The organism is Chitinophaga rupis (assembly GCF_900109685.1).
GTDB lineage: Bacteria > Bacteroidota > Bacteroidia > Chitinophagales > Chitinophagaceae > Chitinophaga > Chitinophaga rupis.
The window spans coordinates 222817-242758 of sequence record NZ_FOBB01000006.1 but is presented as its reverse complement, the minus strand read 5'-3'; the positions used below and the strand labels follow the sequence as shown (position 1 = coordinate 242758).

16 protein-coding genes are annotated in these 19942 nt (G+C 48.5%); 11 read left to right on the top strand and 5 right to left on the bottom strand.

Annotated features, from left to right (window positions below; translation table 11 throughout):
• Positions 1–35: 35 nt before the first annotated feature.
• The 3 genes from BMZ54_RS22225 to BMZ54_RS22215 are packed head-to-tail and all read left to right on the top strand — an operon-like array spanning position 36 to position 4385.
• Entirely contained in the window at positions 36–2090 is a 2055-nt protein-coding gene (locus BMZ54_RS22225) for an aceric acid hydrolase (RefSeq protein WP_089917534.1), read from the top strand.
• Positions 2087–3121 (top strand): glutamate 5-kinase, encoded by a 1035-nt coding sequence (gene proB, locus BMZ54_RS22220; RefSeq protein WP_089917531.1) that lies wholly within the window; start codon positions 2087–2089, stop codon positions 3119–3121. Before BMZ54_RS22225 ends, proB begins: the two co-directional genes overlap by 4 nt.
• Before the next feature lie 13 nt (positions 3122–3134).
• Positions 3135–4385, top strand: coding sequence for a glutamate-5-semialdehyde dehydrogenase (locus BMZ54_RS22215; RefSeq protein ID WP_089917528.1), 1251 nt, complete (start codon positions 3135–3137; stop codon positions 4383–4385).
• On the opposite strand, the gene BMZ54_RS22210 is transcribed toward BMZ54_RS22215, so the two are convergent.
• From BMZ54_RS22210 to BMZ54_RS22200, 3 genes are all read right to left on the bottom strand, one after another.
• Positions 4386–5135 (bottom strand): GLPGLI family protein, encoded by a 750-nt coding sequence (locus BMZ54_RS22210; protein ID WP_089917525.1) that lies wholly within the window; start codon positions 5133–5135, stop codon positions 4386–4388.
• 12 nt (positions 5136–5147) lie between these two features.
• Positions 5148–7922: a TonB-dependent receptor gene (locus BMZ54_RS22205; protein WP_089917524.1), complete on the bottom strand. Its 2775-nt coding sequence runs from the start codon at positions 7920–7922 to the stop codon at positions 5148–5150.
• Positions 7923–8269: 347 nt separating this feature from the next.
• Positions 8270–9247 carry a helix-turn-helix transcriptional regulator gene (locus BMZ54_RS22200; protein WP_089917522.1) on the bottom strand — a complete coding sequence of 326 codons (978 nt, stop codon included), beginning with the start codon at positions 9245–9247 and terminating at the stop codon, positions 8270–8272.
• A 101-nt stretch (positions 9248–9348) separates the two neighbouring features.
• Here BMZ54_RS22200 and BMZ54_RS22195 point away from each other — a divergent pair, with 101 nt between their 5' ends.
• On the top strand, positions 9349–11052 hold the full coding sequence (locus BMZ54_RS22195; RefSeq protein WP_089917520.1) for an FAD-dependent monooxygenase: 1704 nt from the start codon (positions 9349–9351) through the stop codon (positions 11050–11052).
• 197 nt (positions 11053–11249) lie between these two features.
• Here the strand turns inward: BMZ54_RS22195 and BMZ54_RS32985 are convergent, their stop codons facing one another.
• Positions 11250–11387, bottom strand: a complete 138-nt coding sequence (locus tag BMZ54_RS32985; RefSeq protein ID WP_156093024.1) for a hypothetical protein — start codon at positions 11385–11387, stop codon at positions 11250–11252.
• A 173-nt stretch (positions 11388–11560) separates the two neighbouring features.
• Between BMZ54_RS32985 and BMZ54_RS22190 the strand changes: the two genes are divergently transcribed.
• Positions 11561–11998: a GNAT family N-acetyltransferase gene (locus tag BMZ54_RS22190; RefSeq protein ID WP_089917518.1), complete on the top strand. Its 438-nt coding sequence runs from the start codon at positions 11561–11563 to the stop codon at positions 11996–11998.
• A 91-nt stretch (positions 11999–12089) separates the two neighbouring features.
• Here BMZ54_RS22190 and BMZ54_RS22185 read toward each other — a convergent pair whose 3' ends face one another.
• Positions 12090–12956 (bottom strand): dienelactone hydrolase family protein, encoded by an 867-nt coding sequence (locus BMZ54_RS22185; RefSeq protein WP_089917515.1) that lies wholly within the window; start codon positions 12954–12956, stop codon positions 12090–12092.
• Positions 12957–13088: 132 nt separating this feature from the next.
• Here BMZ54_RS22185 and BMZ54_RS22180 point away from each other — a divergent pair, with 132 nt between their 5' ends.
• The 6 genes from BMZ54_RS22180 (at position 13089) to BMZ54_RS22155 (ending at position 19887) form a co-directional block, all read left to right on the top strand.
• Positions 13089–14357, top strand: a complete 1269-nt coding sequence (locus tag BMZ54_RS22180) for an NAD(P)/FAD-dependent oxidoreductase (protein ID WP_089917512.1) — start codon at positions 13089–13091, stop codon at positions 14355–14357.
• Between the two features lie 92 nt (positions 14358–14449).
• Positions 14450–15109: a class I SAM-dependent methyltransferase gene (locus BMZ54_RS22175; protein WP_089917509.1), complete on the top strand. Its 660-nt coding sequence runs from the start codon at positions 14450–14452 to the stop codon at positions 15107–15109.
• Between the two features lie 67 nt (positions 15110–15176).
• Complete coding sequence (locus BMZ54_RS22170) at positions 15177–16805, top strand: Na+/H+ antiporter (RefSeq protein ID WP_089917508.1); 1629 nt, start codon at positions 15177–15179, stop codon at positions 16803–16805.
• A 275-nt stretch (positions 16806–17080) separates the two neighbouring features.
• Positions 17081–18067, top strand: coding sequence for a glycoside hydrolase family 43 protein (locus BMZ54_RS22165; RefSeq protein WP_089917505.1), 987 nt, complete (start codon positions 17081–17083; stop codon positions 18065–18067).
• Between the two features lie 89 nt (positions 18068–18156).
• Positions 18157–18750, top strand: coding sequence for an RNA polymerase sigma factor (locus tag BMZ54_RS22160; RefSeq protein WP_089917503.1), 594 nt, complete (start codon positions 18157–18159; stop codon positions 18748–18750).
• An 84-nt stretch (positions 18751–18834) separates the two neighbouring features.
• The gene (locus tag BMZ54_RS22155; protein ID WP_089917501.1) at positions 18835–19887 is read left to right on the top strand and encodes a FecR family protein; all 1053 of its coding nucleotides are present in this window, start codon (positions 18835–18837) and stop codon (positions 19885–19887) included.
• Positions 19888–19942 lie beyond the last annotated feature (55 nt).

Below are 19942 nucleotides of genomic sequence, written 5' to 3'. Positions count from 1 at the left end.
TTATTATCTTGCTGAACAGTAAACACTTTCCACTTATGAACCGCTTATTATTTTTGGTGATGATGGCACTGCCAGCCTTTGTAAACGCCCAGCAGCAGGCACTTGTAAATACCGGCAATAGCCGGTTTGCTGTTTTGAGCAGTGTAGATATGGGTGCTGTACAATGGACCAGCGGTTTTTGGGCAGAGCGTTTTGCCATCTGTAAAACAGCCATGGTGCCACATTTATGGAAGACCTATACCGATCCGCAAATAAGCCACTCCTATGAAAATTTCAGGATAGCAGCCGGTTTGGATACCGGGTCACACGCAGGCCCTCCCTTTCATGATGGTGATTTTTATAAGCTACTGGAAGCCGTAGCCAGTTTATACGCAGCTACCAAAGATAAACAGCTGGATGCGCTGATGGATAGCGTGATCCCTGTAATTGCGGCCTCACAGCGGGCAGACGGTTATATTCACACCCCCGTAATGATCGCTGCACGCCATGCTAAAGCCGGTGTAAAGGAATTTGAGGACAAGCTGAATTTTGAAACCTATAATATGGGTCACCTGATGACGGCCGCCTGTGTGCACTACCGCGCTACGGGAAAAAGAACCCTGCTGGATATTGCCATTAAAGCAGCAGATTACCTGGACCGTTTTTATAAAAAAGCATCACCGGAGCTGGCACGGAATGCCATCTGCCCCTCCCATTACATGGGGGTGATAGAGCTATACCGCACCACAAAAGATCCTAAGTATTTACAGCTGGCTAAGAATCTGATCAATATAAGAGGTTATGTGGAAGGTGGTACGGATGATAACCAGGACCGGGTACCTTTTCGCCAGCAAACCAAAGCCATGGGGCATGCCGTACGCGCCAATTATTTATATGCCGGTGTAGCGGATGTGTATGCGGAAACAGGCGACGATTCCCTGCTAACCTGTTTAAATAAAATATGGCAGGATGTGGTGTACCGGAAAATGTATATCACCGGCGCCTGTGGGGCTTTGTACGATGGGGTTTCACCCTACGGTGTTTCCTACAACCCCCTGGAAATTCAGAAAACACACCAGGCCTATGGCCGCGATTACCAGCTGCCTAATATGACCGCGCATAATGAAACCTGCGCCAATATTGGCAATGTGCTGTGGAACTGGCGCATGCTGCAAATCACCGGCGATGCCCGCTATGCGGATGTACTGGAGCTGGCATTATATAATAGTGTGCTGTCGGGCATTAGCCTGGATGGGGACCGTTTTTGTTATACCAACCCATTAAGCGTATCTGAAAAATACCCTTACACGCTGCGCTGGGCAGGTGAGCGCATACCCTACATCAGCCTGTCCAACTGCTGCCCGCCCAATGTGGTGCGCACCATTGCGGAAACTGCCAATTATGCCTATGGTATTTCAGATAAAGGGGTGTGGGTACATTTATATGGCGCTAACCAGCTGCATACGCATTTGAAGAACGGCGCAGCCCTGCAGCTATCACAGGTTACCAATTATCCCTGGGATGGGAATGTTAAGCTAACCGTGCAGGCGGCAGGGACGGAAGCATTCACCGTTTTCCTGCGCATACCTGGCTGGAGCCGCCAGGCCACCTTGCTGGTAAATGGCAAACCGGCCGGTGTTACAGCTATACCCGGTCAGTATGCGGCGCTGCACCGCAGCTGGAAAGCGGGCGATGTGATCTCCCTGCAATTACCCATGCCGGTAACCTTAATGGAAAGCAACCCGCTGGTAGAAGAAACCCGTAACCAGGTGGCTGTAAAACGCGGCCCCATTGTGTATTGTCTGGAAGGGGCCAACCTGCCCAAAGGCGCTAACCTGTTTGATATTGTAATGCCGGATAAAGCTGCACTGCAGCCCGTGCCTATGCAAATAGACCATAATAATATGATGGGCTTAACCGGTACTGTGCGCCTGCGCAGTGATACCGGCTGGCAAAACACCCTGTACCGGGAAGCAGCCGTGAATGATACCAAACCGCTGAAAGTAACTTTTATTCCCTATTACGCCTGGGGCAACCGCGGTCAGGCTGATATGGCGGTATGGGTTCCAAAATATTTTCAATATTTTGGGGGCCAAATTCAATCTCAGTGAGCAAGCCTATTTTAGTGATCAAGTTTGGAACGGCGTCAATTACCCATCAGAACGGAGAGCTGGACGAATCAATAGTAGCCGCTATAGCAAGGCAGGTAGCTACCCTGCATGCGGAGTATAATATGGTGCTGGTATCATCCGGGGCGGTAGCTGCCGGTAAAAAATACCTGCCGCAATACAGCGGTACCATTAGTGAACGCAAGGCTGCCGCAGCTATTGGCAACCCTTTACTGTTAAATAAATACGCTCAGTATTTTCAGCCTTATAATATTGCCATTGCGCAAAGCCTGTGCGAGCGGCGGCATTTCAGCAACCGCAGCCAGTTCCTGCAGCTGAAAAAAACCTATGAGGAGCTGTGGGCCAACAACATTATTCCTGTAGCCAATGAAAATGATGTGGTGAGCGACCTGGAGCTAAAGTTCTCTGATAACGACGAACTGGCCACGCTGATAGCAGTAGGTTTTGGCGCTTCCGGTTTGCTGTTCAGCACTTCGGTGGGCGGTGTGCTGGATAAGGAAGGCAAAGTAGTACCACAGATAGCGCTCATAGATGAAGCCATTTTTGCGCTGGCAGATACCCGCAAATCCAGTCTGGGGCTGGGCGGCATGGTATCCAAGCTTACCTTTGCCCGCCTGGCTACCCGCATGGGCATACGCGTGGTGATTTTTGGTATTCATACTGCCGATGGTATTTTAAATGCGCTGGCAGGTACTACCGGTACTTTATGCTTGCCGCAGGAGTGCAGCATGCCGGCACGTAAAAAATGGCTGGCCAGCGGCAGCCTGGTAACCGGCCGCCTGCAGGTAGATGCCGGTGCGCAAAAAGCGCTGGAACAGCGTCATAGCCTGCTGGCGGTAGGCGTAAAGGCCATCCTGGAGAAATTTACCCGCGGCGAAGTAATAGAAATTGTAAACGAACAGCATGAAGCAATTGCGGTAGCCCGTGCAAAAATATCGTCCGATGTGCTGGCCGGTAATAAAAAAGCGCAGAACGTAGAGATTGCGCACGCTGATGATATTGTGTTGTTGTAAAAAAAATCATTTCATGGAGTCTATCATGCCTTTACTGGAACAGGCGCAGCAAGCCACCAGTGCTATTAAAACCTTTCCTGACCGCCAAAAGCAGCAGCTGCTGAAACGGCTGGGGGTATACTTACAGGAACATATAAACGAAATTGTAAGCGCCAACCAGCAGGACCTGGAACGCATGCCGGACACCGATCCTAAAAAGGACCGGCTGCTGCTGAACAAAACACGTATTCAGCAATTAGCAGACAGCCTTACGGATATAGCCAAACTGCCGGATCCTTCTAACCAGCTGCTTTCAGAGAAAAAGCTGGACAATGGGCTGCTGGTGCAAAAACGTACGGCGCCTTTAGGCGTAGTAGGTGTGATCTATGAATCGCGGCCTAATGTAACGGTAGATGTGGCAGCGCTGTGTATCCGCTCCGGTAACGTATGTGTGCTGCGCGGCGGTACAGATGCTTTTTATACCAATACCTGCCTGGTAGGGCTTATACAGGATGTACTGTCGGAATTTGAGCTGCCTAAAGCAACGGTACAGCTGCTGCCTGCAGACCGTAACCTGGTTATGGAGCTGCTGACCGCTGTAAAGTATGTTGATATTATTATTCCCCGCGGCTCCCAGCAGCTCATCAACTTTGTGCGTGACAATGCCCGGGTGCCGGTAATTGAAACCGGGGCCGGTGTATGCCATACTTATGTGGAGCGTACGGCCGATCTTCAGCAGGCCGCTATCATTGTAACCAATGCCAAGGTAACACGGCCTTCTGTTTGTAATTCTTTGGATACGGTACTGGTGGATCGTGCGGTGGCAGCGGATTTCCTGCCATTGCTGGCGCCTTCCTTACAGGCGTATAATGTAGAGATCTTTGCAGATGAAACTGCCTATCCCATCCTGGAAAAAGCCGGTTACCCTTATTTACAGCATGCTACCCCGGAAGATTTTGGCCGCGAGTTCCTGGACTTTAAATGTTCCGTAAAAGTGGTGGAAGGTGCAGATGAAGCTTTGTCGCACATCCGCCATTATTCCTCCAAACATTCAGAAGCCATTATATCAGCGGATGCAGCCATTAGTGAACGGTTTATGAATGAGGTAGATGCTGCTGCGGTATACGTGAACGCCTCTACGCGGTTTACAGATGGGGGCGTGTTCGGCCTGGGGGCGGAGATAGGCATCTCTACCCAGAAGCTGCATGCCCGCGGGCCTTTTGCGCTGGAAAAGCTGGTAACGGAAAAATGGTTTGTATATGGGAACGGGCAGGTGCGTATATAATTACAACATCATGATCAGCGTATAGATCTTACCATAGTGACCCCAGTCTTTCATGCTGCTGGTAATGGTTTCCAGCAGTTTTTTATTATCTACAGCTTTGCCTTTTGTGGGCGCTTTTAATTTATCGGGTGTAATATCTTCTGCCAGCACTTTTGTAGCAAACCAGGTTATATGCTCATAGGGCAATGCTATGCCCAGTATCATGCCGGGCAGGCCGGTAAAGGATTCCGGGCCGCCGGGGGTAACAATAGCATCTGTATAGAATGCCACCACGTAAATGGAATCCATGATCACCGCATTGGCGCGGCGGCAATCAAAACCGGCAATATTGCGCTTTTCATCGGTTATTTTCCATCGAATCTTGCGGGTGCTGTCTTTCACCAGGAATACCTGTTCAAATACGGTTTTCCTGGCGGTGCTTTCCTTTTTATCCAGCTGGTCATAGATCACGTTATCATTGCCGGGTTCCGGCCGCAGGCGTATATTATCCGGGTTTTCCCGGCCCGGCGCATATAAGGTGGTATTGCCATTAAAAACCAGGTCAAAGTAAAAGCTGGTGAACTGGGGCAGGCGCTTTTTTTCCATGTCTTTCCAGCCATCATCATTCTCATTTTTAAACAGCGCTTCCAGGCGGGCGTGCTGGTTCACTTTTTTCTCAAACTCAATACGGCCCTGGGTAAGATAAACGGGGTTTTGCGCCGTGGCGTTTACGGCGCAGCCTAACAGGATATACAGGAGTAATTGTTTCATGATCGTAATTTTTTATTTAGCGCCTGCGCCGGTTTTATTAAAGTTCCAGTTAATGGATAAGAACACATAACGGCTAATGGTGCCATAGTTCTGCTGAGAAATAAAGTTGCTGTTCACCTGCCGGTTGAAGCCTATATTCTCTTTCAGCAGGTCGTTCACTTCTGCCTTGATCATCAGCGCATCGTTCTTCATGAACTTTTTACCTATCCAGGCGTTCCATAATACTACGTTATTATTGTTGTCAAAAGCAGCGGTCTTCTGCCGCAGGTTTATATTACAATCCGTGTGCAGCTGCAGCTTCCAGGGGAAGAACAGGTCTATGTTGGGATTAATGCTGAAGGTCCAGTAGTTGGTTTTTATAGCTTGCTGTACAGATGATTTACTGTTGGTATAAGTGGCCGATGCTTCCATGCGGATCTCATATTTCTTTTCTTTGGATTTATTCAGATAAGTTCCCAGGGTATAGTTGCCACTGTTGGTAGTGTTCATCGCTTCGTTAATATAGTTTACATAACGGCTGTAGCCTACATTACCATTGAAGCCGGCGCGCATGTCAAGCTTTTTCATCTTAAAGTTATAACCCAGGTACAGATTGGCATTCCGGTTACCGTCCACGTTCACGGCCTGGTTGGTTCTTTTTCCGCTGGCGTCAATAACGGTTCTGCTGGTAATGGCATTATAGGTAAAGTTATAGGAGCCGTTGATCCAGATGCCGCGATCCGTAAGGATCTTATAGTCACTGAAGAACATCCAGATATTGTTGGAGAACTGCGGTTTCAGGTCCGGGTTGCCAATGCTGATGTTCAACGGATCTTCGTTGGTACGTAAAGGTTGTATCTGGTCAATATTGGGCTGGTTGGTGCTGCCGTTATAGTTAATGGACAGCCTGCGCTGGGTGCTGAACATGTAGCTGAAAGATGCCTGCGGGAACCAGTTCACGAAATCACGGTTACGTTTAAGGCCGGTATGCATATCCTGCTGGTCAAAGCTGGTAAGGCCTGTGCTAAGACCTGCATTGGCCCGTAATTTCTTTTTAACAAGGCTATAAGTAGCGCCGCCCCGGTGGGTGAATACATTGAACTTATAGTCGTTGCTGTATAAAGAATCCAGCTCACCGTACTTGCCACTGGCGTCCTGGTTAAAGGAGCTGCGGTTGGAGCTGCTGTTGTTAACCACTATGCCGTAATTCAATATAATGGAGCTGGACTTTGACAAAGGCTCTGAATAAGTAAGCCTGGTATCAAACGTAATATTTTCGTTACGGTTTGTTTTATACTGATCAATGACCTGTGAGGAATCCACGCTGCCATTCTTATAAAATTCCGTAACAGCATCCAGGTAGCCGTCGGAATTATTCTGGCTATACTTTTCCTGGATATTCAGGGAAAGGGTGCGGCCTTTTTTGCGGAGCTTTTTGCGCCATAATATACTGCTGTTTATTGTACGTATATCCCCGGTGGTAGCTATGTTGCGCTCATTCTGGTTTACCAGTGCATTATCCTGTGCTATGGACTGCATGGTGCGGGCGCTCTTTGTGGTCTTATGATCCAGGCCTCCGTCGGCAGTAACACGGATAGAGGAGGTAGAATCTATCTGCAGGTCGTATATACCGTTAGCCCGTTGCCGTAGTATAGTGTTGGCAAAACGTTCGCTGGAATTGGTATAGTAAAAGGTATCCGGCAGCAGGTACTGGGAGTTCGTATTGCTGTAACCGTCCATATGCAGGTTCAGGATCTTGTAGTTACCGTTAATGGATTGCTTATCCTCATTCCACTTATTATTGAAATGCAGGCCCCCGGTTTGCACCAGCGGAAAGCCCTGCCCGTTATACCGTCCGTCCCAGTTCTCCAGGTCGTCTGACTGAAAGCTGCCCGAATACATATCCGTATTTTCATCGTAGCTGAAATTTTCCGACATGCTTTGCCCGTAATTATCCCTTTCGCCCCAGTTAAGCCCTGTTTTACCGGTGTTGGAAACAATGCCGTAACCGGAGATCTTGCGTTTCTTTTTAAAGAAGTTCAGCATCAGCTGGCTGTCGTGAAAGCCGTCGTTACCCGCACCGGTGCTGGCTTTACCAAAGTAACCGTTCTTTTTATCCTCCTTCAGCTTCAGGTTCAGCGTTTTTGTTTTTTGCCCGTCATCTATCCCGGTAAAGGCCGCCTGATCGCTTTTTTTATCAAACACCTGCACTTTGTCTACCATATCGGCCCGCAGGTTCTGGGTAGCCAGGGTAGGATCATCTCCAAAAAATTCCTCCCCGTCTACCAGCACTTTCTGCACTTTTTCACCCTGGGCGGTGATCTGCCCATTCTTATCTACCTGTATACCCGGCAGCTTTTTCAACAGGTCTTCTACCGTTGCATTGGGCTGCATTTTAAAACTATCCGCATTATATTCGGTAGTATCTCCCTTTAGCTTAATAGCGGCTATGGCCTGGTTCACCAGCACCTCTTTCAGCAGCCGGCTTTTGAGCGATAGTATAATATTAACATTTGTGGTGGAGGTGCTGTCGGCTAACGTGAACGGTTCTACATAATCTGCATATCCCGGTGTAGTGGCCAGCAGCAGGTATTTACCGGGTGGCAGGCGGGGTATGGAAAATTTACCGCCTGCATCGCTGCGGGTAAAGGTTTGCAGAATAGAATCTTTTGCCTGTAAAACAGCGATCACAGTGTTGGATAGCTGCTGATGATTGAGCGTATCCAATACACTGCCTTTCACAGCAGGTTGCTGGGCATAACACAGGCAGGGCACTATGAGGAAAACAATGAATAAATATTTTTTCATGAAGGGAGTTGACGGTTAAACTTATTGAGATGCTGACAATAGTTATTTCCACAAAGAATAATAAAATATTTTATGGTTAATCCCGGGGTGCAGTAAAAGATTTGTTAAAAGGGATGAACCGGTTTATAACTGTGATGAACGACGAATGGGGCTTATAAAAAATAAAAAAACCGGAATAAGAATACTCCGGCCTGTACCTAAACCTACAACTGTTACACTGTATATAAGTGAATCGTTATTTACTGTTTATTACAAGCAAAGGTGCAACGAAAATGAATGGAAAAGAATGGCTATTTAACGGATTCTGTTGTACTTATCCCGGATTATTGTAATGGAAAAGTCTGCTGCTATTTACGGAGCTGCCCGGGCGGGATGCCGAAGTGTTTTTTAAAGGCCCGCTGGAAGTGCTGCGGGTGGCTGAAACCGGTTTCGTAGGCTATTTCAGAGATGGTATTACCGGTATGTAAAATGAGCTGCCTGGCCTGTTCCAGGCGGGTGGCGGCAAAGTACCCGAATACCGTGTTGTTAAAGACCGCTTTAAACCCCTTCTTCAGCTTAAATTCATTGAGCCCGCATTGGCGCGCCAACTGGGCCAGGGTAGGCGGGTGCTGGATATCCCGGAGCAGTATTTCCCGCGCCAGGTGCAGCTTTTCCAGCTCGTTTTTGTCCGGGCCTGTATTTTTCCCCGGCGCAGGTTGCGTGAAAAGCTCAAATTGCAGCAGCAACAGCTCCATCATTTTTGAATCCAGGAACAGCTGTTTTAAACCGCCGGTTAAAGTACAGCTCCACAGGGAATTAATGATGGATAACATCTGCGGGGTATAAGGCAGGCCTGGTTGCTGCAGCAGGAAGGGTTGCTGTTTCAGCACGTTTTCCGCCAGCCGGTCCATGGGGGAGGAGTAAGCGGAGAACAATTCCATAAAACGGTCTGCATGAATATTAATGGTAAAGGTGTTGTGAATGCCGCCGTTCATGAACTGATTATGCTCCCATTCCCCGTGGTTGTACATAATATTGTGGTACCCTTTTGTGAATAGCACATCCTCTTTCATGAATCCCAGCTTCTGGCGGATGCAGCCTTCCAGGGAAAAGTTCATTTCAACCAGGGGCAGCTCATTAAAATGTTTCATGGCCGCATATTCCAGGTTTTTGTCCTTCAGCTGCATCCAGCCGTCGGAAAGGGCTATGGCGCCCATTTTCAGGAGACGGAAATGCCCATCCACCTGCGGCAGGGAAACAGAGAAAATGTAAGGCGTTTCACTTTCCGGCAAATTGGTTATCTCATCAAAACCCGGGAAATCAGGATGTTGTTCCTGCTGTGGCATGATCCAGTCAGATTACTCCGTTTAAGGTACAAAAAAATCCCGTTGGTGCCCTTTGCCGCTGAGCGGTCGGTGCAATTTTGCGGCAACATAATCCATCAGCAATGAATGTAACAACAAACACCCTGCATGTACCTGTTTTAATTGTGGGCGGTGGCGTGGTAGGTTTATCGGCCGCATTATTCCTTTTACAGCAAGGCATTACACCCTTATTAATTGAGCGGCATAAAGGCACTTCCATTCACCCCAGGGCCAGGGGTTTTGACATACGCACCATGGAGCTGTACCGGGAGCTGCAGCTGAGTGAAGCCATCCGCGATGCAGGGAAGGCACTGGCACATAGCTGGGGTATTTATAAGAACAGCAGCCTTGCCGCGGCATTAAAAAAAATAAAACCCGGGAATAAAACGCCCGGCAAAGTGTTGGGTGTAGACAAGATCATGGCATTAAGCCCTGAGGAAGCCGCCCGTTGCACGCAGGACCTTTCAGAACCGGTATTGCTGGCAGCTGCGCGGGAACGGGGCGCACAGCTGGCCTTTTATACGGAGCTGGTTTCTTTTACGCAGGATGCAGAAGGCGTAACAGCCCTGATCCGTAACCGGGAAACGGATGAAACACAAACCGTACGCGCTGCCTATATGATAGCTGCCGATGGCGCTAAAAGCCCTGTGCGGGAAGCTTTGCAGGCGCCGGTTTGCGGCAGGGGCGCTATCGCAAGCCTGCTGAACATTTATTTTGAGGCCGACCTGGCAGCCATCCTGCAAGGCAAACGTTTCAGCCTTGTGATCATAAAAACGCTTACAAGAAAAGGGCTGCTTGCCACTATTAATAGCAGCAATCGCTGGGTGTTTCACCTGCATTATGATCCGGCGGTGGAGAACGCCGCTGATCTTAGCACTGAGAAGGTGACTGCTATTTTGCAGGAGGTGCTGGGCATGCCGGGGCTGCCTATCCGCATCATCAGCATTTTACCCTGGCAGCCTACGGTAAAGGTGGTGCTTAATATGCAGCATGGGCGTATTTTCCTGGCCGGCGATGCTGCGCATGTAATGACACCCTATGGCGGTAAAGGCGCTAATACCGGCATACAGGATGCGCATAACCTGGCCTGGAAGCTGGCTGCTGTATTACAGGGAACCGCGGCGCCTGCGCTGCTGCAAACCTACACTACGGAGCGGCAGCCGGTTGGTTTACATTATGCCATACAAAGCGGCAACTGGTCTGATGAAGATGGATTATTGAAGAAGAATTTCCTGAACATACTGAATGTTATTACAACGGTAACAGGTGCTAAAATAGCTTCGTTCTTAGGCTGGCAGCAAAGCAGCCATCGCCTGACCATGCGTTATGTAGGAGGCTTGCTGGGATTACCGGCCTTTAAATATACATCTGCCGCCGTGTTGGATAATGCATTGCCCACGCAGGAATTTCAGCCGGCCCGCGCGCTGGATGGCACACCGGGTACGCGCATGCCACATCTTTGGGTGTTGTATAAGGGTAAGCAAATATCTACGCTGGACCTGTTAGGAAAAAGCTTTGTATTGTTTACCGGCATGGATAATGCAGGCTGGCAGCAGGTTGCGGCTGCTATGCAGGTACCGGTGTACAGTATTGGTGCGCAGGGCAGCCTGGTTTTTACAGCAGGTACTATCGAAAAAATATTAGGTATCAGCGCTACCGGCGCGGTGCTGGTGAGGCCGGATGGTTTTGTGGCGTGGCGTTGTGAAACCGCCCCTGTCAATGCTTTGCAGGCTTTGCAAACTGCTATGTTGCCTTTTGGGCGGCCTGTTGTTTATAGTCAGGTATAAGCCTTTATAAGAGGAGTTAATAACAGGAGCTGGCCCAAAAGAATGTAAAATGTAAAATTTTAAATCATAAATGTAAAAGTAGAATGCAGCGAACCTGCGTCAGCACCTGGTACCGTGACATTCTACTTTTACATTTGAAATTTTGCATTTATGATTTTACATTCTTTTGGGCCAGCCCCAAGATCTTAATGCTAGGTTCAGAAGCCCGGGCCTGTTTCACACCAGAAAGTGTTTGGCGGAATAGTGGCGGCTTTCAGCTTGGCCTGGTTTGTTTCACTCAGTCGGCTGATCTTCAGTTTTTTGACGTCGAGCTTTTTCTTGGTTTTCTTTTTCATACAAAGGAATTTTGGTTAAACAAATTTGCCTACTCTGTCAGAAGGTTTTCGGCTGCTCCTTGAAAAGATATGTGTTGTAAAAACGGGTTATTAACAGGGTTGGGTTATCTTTCTAAGATACTTTTAAAATATTTATCGGGCAAATTTTTGTATTATCATGGAAATTATACGTCATGGACAGTACCATCCAGATACGGGCGGCTACTATGAAAGAGGCCCCACAGATCACCGAGCTTTCTATACAATTAGGTTATCCATTAACTGTACAGGATACCATCACTAACATTGCAGCCATTGATAAGAGTAATTATGACATGGCGTATGTGGCTGTGATGAATGAACAGGTAGTGGGATGGATCCATGTGTTTTACACCATGCGTTTGGAAACCGGCCCCTTTTGTGAAATAGGCGGCCTGGTAGTGGCCGCCAGCGCCCGTGGTAAAGGCATAGGCAGCCTGCTGGTAGAGAAAACTAAGAAGTGGGCAGCAGAAAGAAATATCAACAAGCTGCGGGTGCGCTGCCAGGTGAAAAGAACAGAGGCGCATGCCTTTTATGAGAAAAACGGGTTTGAAGAAAAGAAAGTGCAAAAGGTGTTTGAGTATGTGATTTAAACGTATGGGTATATAACGTTTACGGATATACTAAAATAACAAAAGGCTGTCTCAGGAAAATGAGACAGCCTTTTGTTATGAATAACATCGCTTAACGTAATGTCTCGCTGAATAGCTGTAAAGTTCTTTCCCAGGCTTTATCTGCTGCTTCCTTATTATAACGCGTAGGGGCGGTATCGTTATTAAACGCGTGCTGCGCTCCTTCGTATACAAACAGCTGGTATTTAACGCCTGCTGCTTTCAGGGCGGCTTCATAGGCCGGTATGCCGGCATTTACGCGTTCATCCAGCCCGCCATAGTGTAATAGTACGGCAGCTTTGATCTTTGGCACATCGGCTGCATCCGGCTGCCGCCCATAATAGGCTACTGCGGCTTTCAGCGTAGGGGCATTTACTGCCAGCTGGTTGGCCATTGCGCCACCCCAGCAAAAACCTACACAACCAATTTTACCGTTACATTCCGGCAGGCCGCCCAGGTAATCCAGGGCTTTCAGGTAATTGTTCAGGTTCTTTTGCGCATCCAGCTTGCCTATGAGGTCGCGGGCCTCATCCTCATTCTGCGGCGTGCCGCCCGTGGCAGAGAGGGCATCCGGCGCCAGGGCAAGATACCCTGCCTGTGCCACCCGCCGGGTTACATCGCGGATGTGCGGGTTTAAGCCCCTGTTCTCATGGATCACGATCACGGCCCCTGTTTTAGCGCCGGCAGCCAGTGTGGTGGGTTTTACCAGGTAACCTTTCATGGTAATGCCGTCTCCCGGGTAGGTAATATCCTGGCCCTGGATGCCAGCGGTATTTTCCGGCACGGTGGCCGCCTGTGCATAGTTCACCTCCAGTAAGGGTAAAACCGCGGTGGCAGCGGCCAGGCTGCCGGTAAGCCGTATGAGGCGGTTAATAAATTCATCGCGCCGTAAAGGCTTGTGGGTATATTCATCAAAGAGGTTTATGATACGCTGATCCATAAAAAACAGATTTCCGGTGAGTAAGGTTTAATATGAAGAGAAAGTACCTTAAATTTAATGTTTTAGACGACAATAATTACAGGAACCGGGTTAATTTTCGAACGGATCTATTAGCAAGCAAAAATTGGTTTTATGAAGCACATTATCGTTGTGGGTGGCGGGTTTGCAGGTATTAACCTGGCGCGTTCACTGGGAGGCAATAAGAATTATACCGTTACGCTGGTTGACAAGAACAACTATAACTTTTTTCCACCACTGATCTACCAGGTGGCTACGGCTTTCCTGGAACCCTCCAGCATCAGCTATCCTTTCCGTAAATTATTCCGTCATAAAAATAACCTGCACTTCCGTTTGGGAAGCGTGGTAAAGGTAGTGACCGAAGAAAATAAGGTGGTGCTGGATAACGGGGAGCTTACCTATGATTACCTGGTGTTTGCCACCGGTGCGGAAACCAATTACTTTGGTATGCAAAACGTAAAACAGCATGCCATGCCCATGAAAACCCTGCATGATGCTATTGCCATGCGTAACCGCATGCTGCAACAAATGGAGAGGGCCATTATTACCAAAGATGAGGCGGAGCGTAAAAAGCTGCTCACCTTTGTAATAGCCGGCGGCGGACCTACAGGCGTGGAAATATCGGGCATGCTGGCTGAAATGGGCCGTACCATCGTGTTAAAAGATTACCCGGAGCTGCACGGCACACGCGGCGAGATATACCTGGTGGATGGCAGCGAAAGCCTGCTATCGCCCATGAGCAAACAGTCGCAGAAAGGCACCTATGATGCGCTGCGCAGGATGGGCGTACGCATACGGTTAAACGTACACGTAAAAGATTATGTAAATGATACCGTGATCCTGGACGATGGCGATACCATTGAAGCCAAGAGCCTCATATGGGCGGCCGGTGTTACCGCAAAAATGTTTGAAGGCATACCAGCTGCCAGCTACGGGCGCGGTAAGCGCATGCTTACAGATGAATACAACAAGGTACAGGGTACCACGAATATTTATGCCATTGGCGATACCTGCTTACAGCTGCATGAGCCGCACTGGCCCAACGGGCATCCACAGGTAGCGCAAACGGCCATACAGCAAGGTAAGCACCTGGCAAAGAACTTTAAAGCCATGGCGCTGAACCACGCAGTAACGCCCTTTAAATACCACGACAAAGGCTCTATGGCTATCATAGGCCGCAACAAGGCGGTAGCGGACCTTCCCAAACCAGTGCTGCATTTCAAAGGCATTATTGCGTTTTTTATGTGGCTGTTCGTACATGTAATGTCGCTGATCAATTACCGCAACCGCTTAAAAACATTAGCCAACTGGACGGTGGCTTACTTTAGCAAAGACCAGTCGTTACGTATGATCATCCGTCCGGATAATGAAAACAATACGTAGCTTCCTGTTATGAAACAGTAGCCGGTACCCCTGATCCCAATGTATGAAACGGCCATTGTGGGGTATACGCGCTTACAGATAAAACTATACACATGCGGTACGTACTGTATTTTTTTTACCTAGCATGGTATTGGGGCCTGGATGTAGCTATTTTTATTATTGAGCATGAGATCCGCGGTGAGCGGCGGTTTGGCGTGCGTACTATTGGCCTTCACCATTTGCCGGAGCACTTGCCGGAACAGGAACGTAAGCACTTTTCCTTTTATGAGCCGGTAAATTATTATAGCGCTACCACCTTATTTGATCAGCTAACACCGGAGGATAAGCAAACCACCCTGCTGGATGTAGGCTGTGGCCGTGGCCGCGTGCTGGCCATTGGCGCGGGATATGGGTTTAAGGATATGATTGGAATAGATTTTTCCGAAGCGCTTTGTGAGGAAGCGGCAGATAATGCAGAAAAAGTAGAGGACCGCCACCCCGGCACACATATTACCATTGAATGGATAGATGCCCGCTATTACGACATTCCACCCCGCGTAGGCGTTATTTTTTTATTTAACCCTTTTGACGGCACCGTAATGGAAACTTTTATCGCCAAAGTATTACAAAGCCTGGAGCAACATCCGCGCCCCATGAAAATATTGTACGCCAATCCCCAGTTCAAATACCTGTGGCAGGATGCAGGCTTTACGGAAACAGCCACCTTTGTAAAAAAAGATATGCTGCGGGGTTGTGTGCTGGAGCGCCCATAAAGGCTGCTGGCGCATTAGGATAATTGTATTATTTTAGGGCCAACGCAGAATTGACTTATACATAATTATGCATAATACCTTTAGCCTTTACATTTTCCTGCTGCTGGCGATCCTGTTCCTTGTTATGCTGGCACATCGTTTAAAGATCTCTTACCCGATTGTGCTGGTGCTGGGCGGTTTGTGCCTGAGCTTTATTCCGCGCCTGCCGCAAATTGAGATCAACCCGGAGCTCATTTTCGTGATCTTTTTACCACCGCTGTTATTTGAAGCTGCCTGGCAAACTTCCTGGAAGGATTTCTGGAAGTTCCGGCGGGTAATTGCCAGTTTTGCATTTCTTATTGTAATACTTACTTCCTGCGTAATTGCCGTTATATCCTCAAACCTGATCCCGGCATTTACGCTGCCGCTGGGCTTTTTGCTGGGTGGTATTATTTCGCCGCCGGATGCAGTGTCGGCCACCTCTATCTTAAAAAGCATTAAAGTGCCTAAACGGCTGGTAACAATAGTGGAAGGGGAAAGCCTGCTGAATGATGCTTCCAGCTTAATTGTTTTCCGTTTTGCATACAGCGCCATTGATTCCGGCAAATTCGTTTTCCATGAGGCTGTTGTGAGTTTTTTTGTGGTGATCATTATGGGTATCCTCATAGGACTGGCCGTGGCCCTGGTGTTTTACGCCATTCACCGCTGGCTGCCCACCACTACCAATATTGATATTGTGCTCACCTTTATTGCGCCATATGTAATGTACATAGTAGCGGAAGAGTTTCACTTTTCCGGTGTGCTGGCAGTGGTAAGCGGCGGCTTGTTCCTCTCTACCCGCAGTAACGTGATCCTGAGCCCTGGCAGCCGCTTCAAGGGAGAGAATGTGTGGGCCACCATTGGTTTTGCATTAAATGGTATTGTGTTTATGCTGATAGGGCTGGAGCTGCCGTTTATTGTACAGCAAATGGGTACAGTAAGTATGGGCGCTGCTATCCGTTATGGGTTGATCATCTCCCTGGTATTGATCGTGGGAAGGCTTTTATGTACACTGGGTGCATCGGCCTTCACCGTTTTTGCAAGCAAATTTATTACTACGGCAGATAGCCGGCCCGGCTGGCGTGCGCCGCTGGCCCTTGGCTGGGCCGGTATGCGTGGGGTAGTGTCGCTGGCGGCGGCATTGTCTATTCCCATCACCTTATCAAATGGTACGCCTTTCCCGCAGCGTAACCTTATTCTATTCATCACATTTACCGTGATCCTGGTCACGCTGGTATTCCAGGGACTAACCTTACCCCTGGTGGTGCGCTGGTTAAAGCTGGAGGACAATGATTATCCCATGCCTTATGCAGAGCAGGAAAAAGTGGTGCGCCACAAGCTGGCGCATACAGGGTTGCGTGTATTAAATGAGCAGTACCTGGAGAAAATAGCCGCCAATGAACAATTGCAAAGCTTAAAGGTGCGCTATGAAAGCGACATTCACCTGCTGGAACGCCTGCAGGATGAGGCAGCGGAAAATACGCAGCTGGCAGCTGAAACTACCAGCAGGCATTACCGCGCCGCGGTAGGCGCTGTGATCAAAGAGCAGCGTGAGCTCCTGCAAAAGCTGAATAAAAAACAGGAGATAGACGAAGACCTGATCCGCAAATACATTGGCCTGCTGGACCTGGAAGAAGAAAAGATCCGGTTAATGGTGAGCGGAGAAGTGACGGAGTAATTATGAATTACGAATTATTCAATTACGAATTACGAATTGGGTTGAACGATGAAGCACTAGTGCTTGTGTATGAAAAATTTCCAATGCCCGGTATTAGCGTTAAGCCTTCGGCCTCCATTCGTAATTCTTAATCCTTAAATTCCAGATTCTTATAATTAATTATCTTTTATGTAAGGAATCAGCCTTATTTGAGGTGCTCCATTCGTAATTCGTAATTGAATAATTCGTAATTCCCTTTTATCTTGGCGCACTACTTAAACGTATTAGTAATAGCTATGAGAAAGACACTGGTATTTTTGGTCGCGGTATGCCTGGTTGCTGTAATCTCCTTATCCACAGCCGTTGCACAGCAGAAAAAAGTGGGGAACCCCGTGATCAGCGGCTGGTACGCTGATCCTGAAGCGGCTATTTTTGGTAAAACCTATTGGATCTTCCCTACCTATTCCGACAAATATGAGAACCAGGTGTTCTTTGACGCCTTTTCCTCAACGGATATGAGCCGCTGGGTAAAACACCCGCATATCCTGGACAGCAGCGCTATTAAATGGGCCAAACGTGCCATGTGGGCCCCGGCTATTGTAGAAAAACAAGGCAAATACTATTTCTTCTTTGCAGCCAACGATATTCAGAACAACCAGGAAAAGGGCGGCATAGGCGTAGCCGTAGCCAGCCAGCCGGGCGGTCCCTATAAGGATTACCTGGGCAAACCGCTGATCGATAAATTCCATAACGGAGCCCAGCCTATAGACCAGTTTGTGTTCCATGACAAGGATGGCCGTTATTATATGATCTACGGCGGCTGGCGGCATTGTAATATTGCCCGCCTGAAAGCCGATTTTACCGGCTTTGAGCCTTTTGCAGACGGCGCTACGTTTAAAGAGATCACGCCCAAAGGATATGTGGAAGGGCCGTTTATGTTCATCCGCAATGGCAAATATTATTTTATGTGGTCTGAAGGGGGCTGGGGCGGCCCGGATTATTCCGTAGCCTATGCCATAGCCGATTCCCCTGCCGGGCCTTTTAAGCGCATCGGGAAAATATTACAGCAGGATACAGCTGTAGCTACCGGCGCCGGCCACCACTCCGTAATACAGCTACCCGGCACCGATCAATGGTATATTGTATACCACCGCCGGCCTTTAACTGAAACCGCCGCTAATAACCGCGTGGTTTGTATTGATGAAATGCATTTTGATAAAGATGGCCTGATCGTTCCCGTAAAGATCACCAAAGAAGGAGTTACGCCGGTGAAGATAAAGTAGGTTGCATCTTATTATTCCGGTTCATATCTTTAGCGGGTACAATACACCACCAGTACACCCGAACCGTAATAAACCAAATCTTAAATAGCTTGTACGGCAGCCTGAATGATAGCGCGCTTTGGAGTAAGGTAATGGAAGGCGACCAGGATGCGCTGGCTTTCATTTACAGCACACATTTTCATTCCCTTTACCGCTATGGCATGAAGCTGCATGCAGACGGCAACCTGGTAAAGGATTGCATTCATGACCTGTTCGCCGGCATCTGGCTGAGCCGGGAACGTTTATCCGTAACAGATTCCATTAAATTTTACCTGCTGGCCAGCCTGAAAAGGAAGATCGGCCGCCAGCAGCAGGGCGTGTTCAGCCGCCTGTTTGAACATACGGAAGAGCCGTTCACGCACTCCCGCGAAGAGGACCTGATCAAGGAGCAGGCCAGCGCAGAGCGTACCCAAAAGCTCGAAAAGGTGATGAGCAGCCTGCCCCGCCGCCAGCGGGAGATCCTGTACCTGCGCTTTTACGAAGGGCTGGATACACAGCAAACAGCAGCCATTATGTCGCTGAGCGTGAACTCAACCTATGTGCTGCTCTCCAAAGCATTGAATTACCTGAAGAAGAATAGTGATCAGCTGCTGCCGCTATTATTAATAGTGCTTGAGCACCAACAGTTTTATAGTCATTTTTGAGGGGCAAAAACTTTTTTTAAAAAAACTTTCCAAAACACGCTAAGATTTTCACCATTCACTGCTTTACCTTATTAAGAACCAATAATGACATTCAGGGACTTTAAGACGGAGGATTTTTTACAACATCCTGTTTTCCGCAACTGGGTGCTGGAACAGGAGCCGGAAGCTACACGGTTCTGGGAGCAATGGCTGCAGGAAAACCCTGACAAACAGCCGGCTGTAAACCAGGCCCGCGAGCTGCTGCTGCTGATAGGCGGCGGCCCCGCACATGCACCGGCCCCGCAGGATGAGGAGCAGACCTGGGAAAAAGTATTACAAAGTATTTCCATCGCAAACCAACATACAGTTACCGGCGCTAAGCTGGTAGCGCTGCACAAAAAACGCCGGTGGTGGCCTTATGCGGCCGCTGCCCTGCTGGCAGGGATGCTGGTTGCCTGTGCAGTTATTTTCTTTTCCCTCAATAAAACCGTGCAATACGCCACGGTAATGGGAGAAATGAAAACCATTGAACTGCCTGACCATTCGGTAGTAAAGCTGAATGTAAATTCCACGTTATCTTTTTCTAAAAAATGGGCCGGTACCGGGCCCCGTGAAGTATGGCTGAAGGGCGAAGCATTTTTTACGGTGCAGCATACCTACAATAACCAGCGGTTTGTTGTACATACCAACGATGTAGACATTCAGGTGGTAGGTACAGAATTTAATGTGAACACCCGCCGGGTAAAAACCCAAGTGGTGCTGCGCAACGGGGTGGTAAAGCTCACACTGAACAATACCACATCTGCCAAAAAAGCCACCGCGCCTATTACCATGAAGCCCGGAGATATGGTTACCTATTCCGCCGCCACCGCGGAGCTAAGCAACCAGCGTGTGAACCCGGAACAGTATGCATCCTGGAGCACACCGGCCCTGCTGTTCAATGAAACGCCGGTAGCAGAGGTGATACGCTCATTGCAGGATAACCTGGGTCTTACCATTGTGCTGGAAGATGACAGCCTGGGCGCCCAAACCTTTACAGGCACTATACCGAGGGATAATATCAATGTGTTTTTTATAACACTGGGAAGATCGTTTAATGTACATACCGAAAAGACAGGAGCTAACACATACAGGATAAGTAAAACACAGGGGGAATAAAAGCAATACAGTAACAGTGTTTCGTAAATACATATAACCAACCTTAATCTAATGC

Excerpts from the sequence above, each read along its gene's own strand:
- BMZ54_RS22225 (WP_089917534.1), top strand. The coding sequence starts at position 36 with ATGAACCGCTTATTATTTTTGGTGATGATGGCACTGCCAGCCTTTGTA.
- BMZ54_RS22215 (WP_089917528.1), top strand. The coding sequence starts at position 3,135 with ATGGAGTCTATCATGCCTTTACTGGAACAGGCGCAGCAAGCCACCAGT.
- BMZ54_RS22210 (WP_089917525.1), bottom strand. The coding sequence starts at position 5,135 with ATGAAACAATTACTCCTGTATATCCTGTTAGGCTGCGCCGTAAACGCC.
- BMZ54_RS22205 (WP_089917524.1), bottom strand. The coding sequence starts at position 7,922 with ATGAAAAAATATTTATTCATTGTTTTCCTCATAGTGCCCTGCCTGTGT.
- BMZ54_RS22200 (WP_089917522.1), bottom strand. The coding sequence starts at position 9,247 with ATGCCACAGCAGGAACAACATCCTGATTTCCCGGGTTTTGATGAGATA.
- BMZ54_RS22195 (WP_089917520.1), top strand. The coding sequence starts at position 9,349 with ATGAATGTAACAACAAACACCCTGCATGTACCTGTTTTAATTGTGGGC.
- BMZ54_RS32985 (WP_156093024.1), bottom strand. The coding sequence starts at position 11,387 with ATGAAAAAGAAAACCAAGAAAAAGCTCGACGTCAAAAAACTGAAGATC.
- BMZ54_RS22190 (WP_089917518.1), top strand. The coding sequence starts at position 11,561 with ATGGACAGTACCATCCAGATACGGGCGGCTACTATGAAAGAGGCCCCA.
- BMZ54_RS22185 (WP_089917515.1), bottom strand. The coding sequence starts at position 12,956 with ATGGATCAGCGTATCATAAACCTCTTTGATGAATATACCCACAAGCCT.
- BMZ54_RS22180 (WP_089917512.1), top strand. The coding sequence starts at position 13,089 with ATGAAGCACATTATCGTTGTGGGTGGCGGGTTTGCAGGTATTAACCTG.
- BMZ54_RS22175 (WP_089917509.1), top strand. The coding sequence starts at position 14,450 with ATGCGGTACGTACTGTATTTTTTTTACCTAGCATGGTATTGGGGCCTG.
- BMZ54_RS22170 (WP_089917508.1), top strand. The coding sequence starts at position 15,177 with ATGCATAATACCTTTAGCCTTTACATTTTCCTGCTGCTGGCGATCCTG.
- BMZ54_RS22165 (WP_089917505.1), top strand. The coding sequence starts at position 17,081 with ATGAGAAAGACACTGGTATTTTTGGTCGCGGTATGCCTGGTTGCTGTA.
- BMZ54_RS22155 (WP_089917501.1), top strand. The coding sequence starts at position 18,835 with ATGACATTCAGGGACTTTAAGACGGAGGATTTTTTACAACATCCTGTT.